This window comes from Xanthomonas sp. SHU 308 (genome assembly GCF_000364645.1).
In the GTDB taxonomy this organism is placed as follows: domain Bacteria; phylum Pseudomonadota; class Gammaproteobacteria; order Xanthomonadales; family Xanthomonadaceae; genus Xanthomonas_A; species Xanthomonas_A sontii.
This window is the reverse complement of sequence record NZ_AQOK01000270.1, coordinates 1-4,388: the sequence shown is the minus strand read 5'-3', so window position 1 is coordinate 4,388 and position 4,388 is coordinate 1. Positions and strand designations below refer to the sequence as shown.

At 70.3% G+C, this 4,388-nt stretch carries 4 protein-coding genes; 1 reads left to right on the top strand and 3 read right to left on the bottom strand.

Going from position 1 to position 4,388, the window contains the following annotated elements; genetic code table 11:
* Positions 1 to 324 precede the first annotated feature (324 nt).
* A complete protein-coding gene (gene pepQ, locus D588_RS0109955) occupies positions 325 to 1,647 on the top strand; it encodes a Xaa-Pro dipeptidase (RefSeq protein WP_017915867.1) in 1,323 nt (440 codons plus the stop codon).
* 15 nt (positions 1,648 to 1,662) lie between these two features.
* Here pepQ and D588_RS0109950 read toward each other — a convergent pair whose 3' ends face one another.
* The 3 genes from D588_RS0109950 to D588_RS0109940 form a co-directional block, all read right to left on the bottom strand.
* Entirely contained in the window at positions 1,663 to 2,676 is a 1,014-nt protein-coding gene (locus D588_RS0109950) for a hypothetical protein (RefSeq protein ID WP_017915866.1), read from the bottom strand.
* A gap of 196 nt (positions 2,677 to 2,872) precedes the next feature.
* Entirely contained in the window at positions 2,873 to 4,204 is a 1,332-nt protein-coding gene (locus tag D588_RS0109945; RefSeq protein WP_026143559.1) for an aminopeptidase P N-terminal domain-containing protein, read from the bottom strand.
* A partial coding sequence (locus tag D588_RS0109940; protein ID WP_017915865.1) for a UPF0149 family protein occupies positions 4,204 to 4,388 on the bottom strand: 185 nt, incomplete at its 5' end. The genes D588_RS0109940 and D588_RS0109945, both read right to left, overlap by 1 nt.

The window sequence follows — 4,388 nt, the reverse complement described above, 5'->3', positions numbered from 1 at the left end:
CCCCGGATGAACAACCTACTGAGAGATCACAGCTAGCGGCATCAACCTCGCTGGTGTGGCTACTGGTCCCTGTGACGGGATCAGCCGCGACCGGCATTCCCGGGAACGCCTCGGTGGCGGCTGAAGCCGCTCCTGCGACGGCCATTCGCGGCCGTTGCGCGATCGGCCGCAAAGAGTCTCCGGCGGATCGACAAAGCCCCGCGTCGCCGGCGTAGCTTCGGCATCGCATGCCATGCATAGGCCGTCCGTGCACGTCCACACGCCTGCACCGTTTCCGGCACACTTGGCGCCCCCGTTTCCGCATCGCCGAACGAGTCCGCCGCCATGCCCCAGCACGATCCAAGCGCCCTGTATCCCGACCACCTGCGCACCCTGACCCGACGCGCCGACGAAGCGCTGGCGCGCGGTGGCTTCGACCACCTGGTGGTCCCGAGCGGCACCCTGCACTACCAGGTGTTCGACGATCGCGACTATCCGTTCGCGGTGAACCCGCAGTTCAAGGCCTGGCTGCCGCTGACGCGGGTGCCGCACAGTTGGCTGGTGTACACGCCGGGGCGCCGCCCGCAGGTGATCTTCCACCAGCCGCGCGACTACTGGCACGTGGTGCCGGATGCGCCCAGCGGCTGGTGGGTGGAGCACTGCGACATCCATCTGATCCGCACCCCGGACGAGGCGCTGGCGCTGCTGCCGGACGCCGCGCGCAGCGCGATCCTCGGCGAGCCGCAGAGCGCGCTGGGCGCCTACGTGCCGAACAACCCGCCGGCGGTGCTGGACTACCTGGAATACCACCGCGCCTACAAGACGCCGTACGAGCTGGTACTGATGCGCCAGGCGCAGCACTCGGCCGTGCGCGGCCATCGCGCCGCCGAGGCCGCGTTCCGCGACGGCCGCAGCGAGTTCGAGATCCACATGGCCTACTGCGCCGCGGTCGGCCAGGATGCGAACGAACTGCCGTACGGCAACATCGTGGCATTGAACGAACACGGCGCCGTGCTGCACTACACCGAACTGCAGCGGCAGGCACCGACGCCGCTGCGCAGTTTCCTGATCGACGCCGGCGCCTCGGCGCACGGCTACGCCAGCGACATCACCCGCACCTACGCCGCCGATCGCGGCAGCGAGTTCCAGGCACTGATCGACGCGGTGGACGCCGCGCAGCAGCGCATGGGCCAGCACGTGCGCGCCGGCGTCGACTACCGGCAACTGCACCTGGACGCGCACCTTGCGCTGATGGGCGTGCTGAAGGACGCCGGCGTGCTCACCGTGTCGCCGGAAACCGCGGTGGCCACCGGCGTCAGCGCCGCATTCTTCCCGCACGGCCTGGGCCACCCGATCGGCCTGCAGGTGCACGACGTCGCCGGTTTCGCCGCCAGCGACCGCGGCGGCCGCATCGAACGCCCCGACGGCCATCCCTACCTGCGCATGACCCGCACCCTGGAACCAGGCATGGTGGTGACGATCGAGCCGGGGCTGTACTTCATCGACATGCTGCTGGACGAGCTCAAGCAGGCCGGCCATGGCGGCAGCGTCGATTGGGCGCGGGTGGCGCAGTTCAAGCCCTACGGCGGCATCCGCATCGAGGACGAAGTGGTGTGCACCGAGGACGCACCCGAGAACCTGACGCGACCGGCGTTTGCGGCGGCCTGATGGCCGCCGCCACGGTCACTTGCCGGTCAACGCGTACGGGCCGCGATTGAAGCTCATCGGGATCAGGTCGTAGCGGCGCTGCCCGGCGGCGGCCGGATACGGCGCGGTCTTGAAATCGCGTGCCAGCGCTTCGAGTCCACGTGCCGCGTTCGGCGAAGGCAGCGCCTCCAGCACCAGGGCGGACTCGGGACGTCCGCCCTGCGGATCGCCGCGCATCAGGAACAGGCTCAACGCTGGCGTGACCGGCAGGTCCATCGGGCTGTCCAGCACGGTCTTGCGCCGTTGATTCTCGGCACGCGCAGTCAGCCCGCCAGCCTCCTCGCCATCCTGCGCCTGCAGCGCATCGAGCTGCGCGAACAGCATCCGGTCCAGGACCCGGCCCCACTGCACGCGGAACGCGTTGAACCAGGCCAGGCCGATCGCGTCGCGGTCGCCGCTCGGCATCGCCGCATAGCAGCGCTCCAGCAGGTAGGCATGGTAGGCGGTATCGCGATTGCGCTGACTGGGCCGCACACGGCGGCCTTCGATCTCGCGCGCCCGCGTGGTGAACTCGCGGTCCAGCGCCACCCAGCCCTGCGCCCATTGCAGCGCCGGCTTGGCATTGCCGGCGGACAGTTCCAGCTCGGCCAGCGACGCCAACGCGAGCAGCGGGCAGCGCGGCATGCCCAGGCAGCGCTCCAGCCAGTAGCGGGCCGTGTCCAGGTCGCGCGGCACCAGATGCGCCGGATGCGCCTCGCCATTGCGGTAGAGCACGCCCAACACGTACGCCGAGGCGCCATCGCCCTTACCCGCCAGCGCGACGACCTGCGCCAGCATCTGCGCGCGGACCTCCGGCGCAGCGCGCAGCGACAGCAACGTCTCTAGATCGTCCAGCGCCAGCGTGGGCACCGCAGCAGGCACAGGTGCCTGCGTCGCCGCGGGCGCAGCATCGGCTGGCGCCGCCGGCGCGGCCACTTGCTGCGCGTGCGCCTGCGCTGCGACGGCCACGCACAGTCCTGCCGCCAGCAGGCATCGCATCCACATCTTCATGAATCCCCCTTGTTCAGCCGGTCACTGTGCGCAACCGGCCGCCTGCACGCAAGGGGGCGGCGTCAGTCTGCCGCGGCGGCCTGACGGCCGCCGCCGGGATTGGGGAATCAGGATTGGGGATTCGCAACGGCAAACGCGCCAGGTCTGCTAGCCGACCTTTCCGCGCGCGGCGACCGCTTTTCCCATTCCCGTTTCCCTATTCCCCATTCCCAGCCATCCACGCCTCGATCTCCTCGGCGCTGCGCGCCAGGGCATCGGTGAGCACGCGATGGCCGTCGTCGGTGATCAGCACGTCGTCCTCGGTGCGGATGCCGATGCCCCGCCACTTCGGGTCCACGTCCTTGTCGTCCGGCGACACGTACAGGCCGGGTTCGATGGTGAACACCATGCCCGGTTCGAGCAGGCGCGATTCGCCGGCCAGCCGGTAGTCGCCGACGTCGTGCACGTCCAGGCCCAGCCAGTGCCCGGTCTTGTGCCGGTAGAAGCGCCGGTAGTCGCCGCTGGCCAGGTTCTGCTCGACGCTGCCCTTGAGCAGGCCCAGCCGCAGCAGGCCTTCGGTCAGGGTCTGCACCGCGGCCAGGTGTCCGGCCTCGTAGGCCACGCCCGGGCGCGCCTGCGCCAGCGCGGCCGCATGCGCGGCACCGACCAGATCGTGCAGCGCGCGTTGTTCGGCGCTGAAGCGGCCGTTGGCCGGGAAGGTGCGGGTGATATCGGCGGCATAACCGCGGTATTCGGCGCCCGCATCGACCAGCACCAGGTCGCCGTCGCGCAGGCGCGCGGCGTTGGCGCGGTAATGCAGCACGCAGGCGTTGTGGCCGCTGCCGACGATGCTGCCGTAGGCCGGCCAGGCGTCACCGGCGCGGAATTCGCGCTCGATCTCGGCCTGCAGTTGGTATTCGTGCACGCCCGGCCGCGCCAGCCGCATCGCCGCGCGGTGCCCGGCCACGCTGAGGTCGGCGGCCACCTGCATCAGCGCGATCTCGTCGCGCGATTTGAACAGGCGCTGTTCGTGCAGCAGATGGCCCAGTTCCAGGAACTCGTGCGGCGGCTGCGCGCCGTGCCGCACCTGCTCGCGCACACGCTTGACCCAGCCGATCAGCTTCAGGTCGAAATCGACGTCGCGGCCGAAGTGGTAATACACCCGCGAGCGGCCTTCCAGCAGCCCGGGCAGGATCTCGTCGAGGTCGTCGATCGGATAGGCATCGTCCATGCCGTAGCGCTCGACCGCGCCTTCCTGGCCCGCCCGCGGGCCGTCCCAGGCTTCGCGCTCGGGGTCGCGTTCGCGACAGAACAGCAGCGCCTCGCCATGGCGGCGACCGGGCACCAGCACCAGCACCGCGTCCGGCTCGGCGAACCCGCACAGATACCAGAAGTCCGAATCCTGCCGGTACGGGTAGTGCGTGTCGTGGCTGCGCACCCGCTCCGGTGCGCTGGGCAGCACCAGGATGGCCTGCTCGCCGGCCATGTCCATCAAATGACGGCGCCGGCGCACGTACTCGCCGGAGGAAATCCCGGTGAGCCGCTTCATCAGTTCAGGCGCTGCCGGTGGCGCGGGCCGAGCACGCAGTCGCTGTGCAGCAGCAGCACCGCCACGCGCACGAACTCCTCGATCTCGGCCAGCGCGTCCTCGTCCTCGTCGCCGCTGTCGAAATCGTCGGCGCTGGCCTGGGCCAGGCGCGCCACGTCCTGCAGCGCCTCCTGCCCTTCCTCGG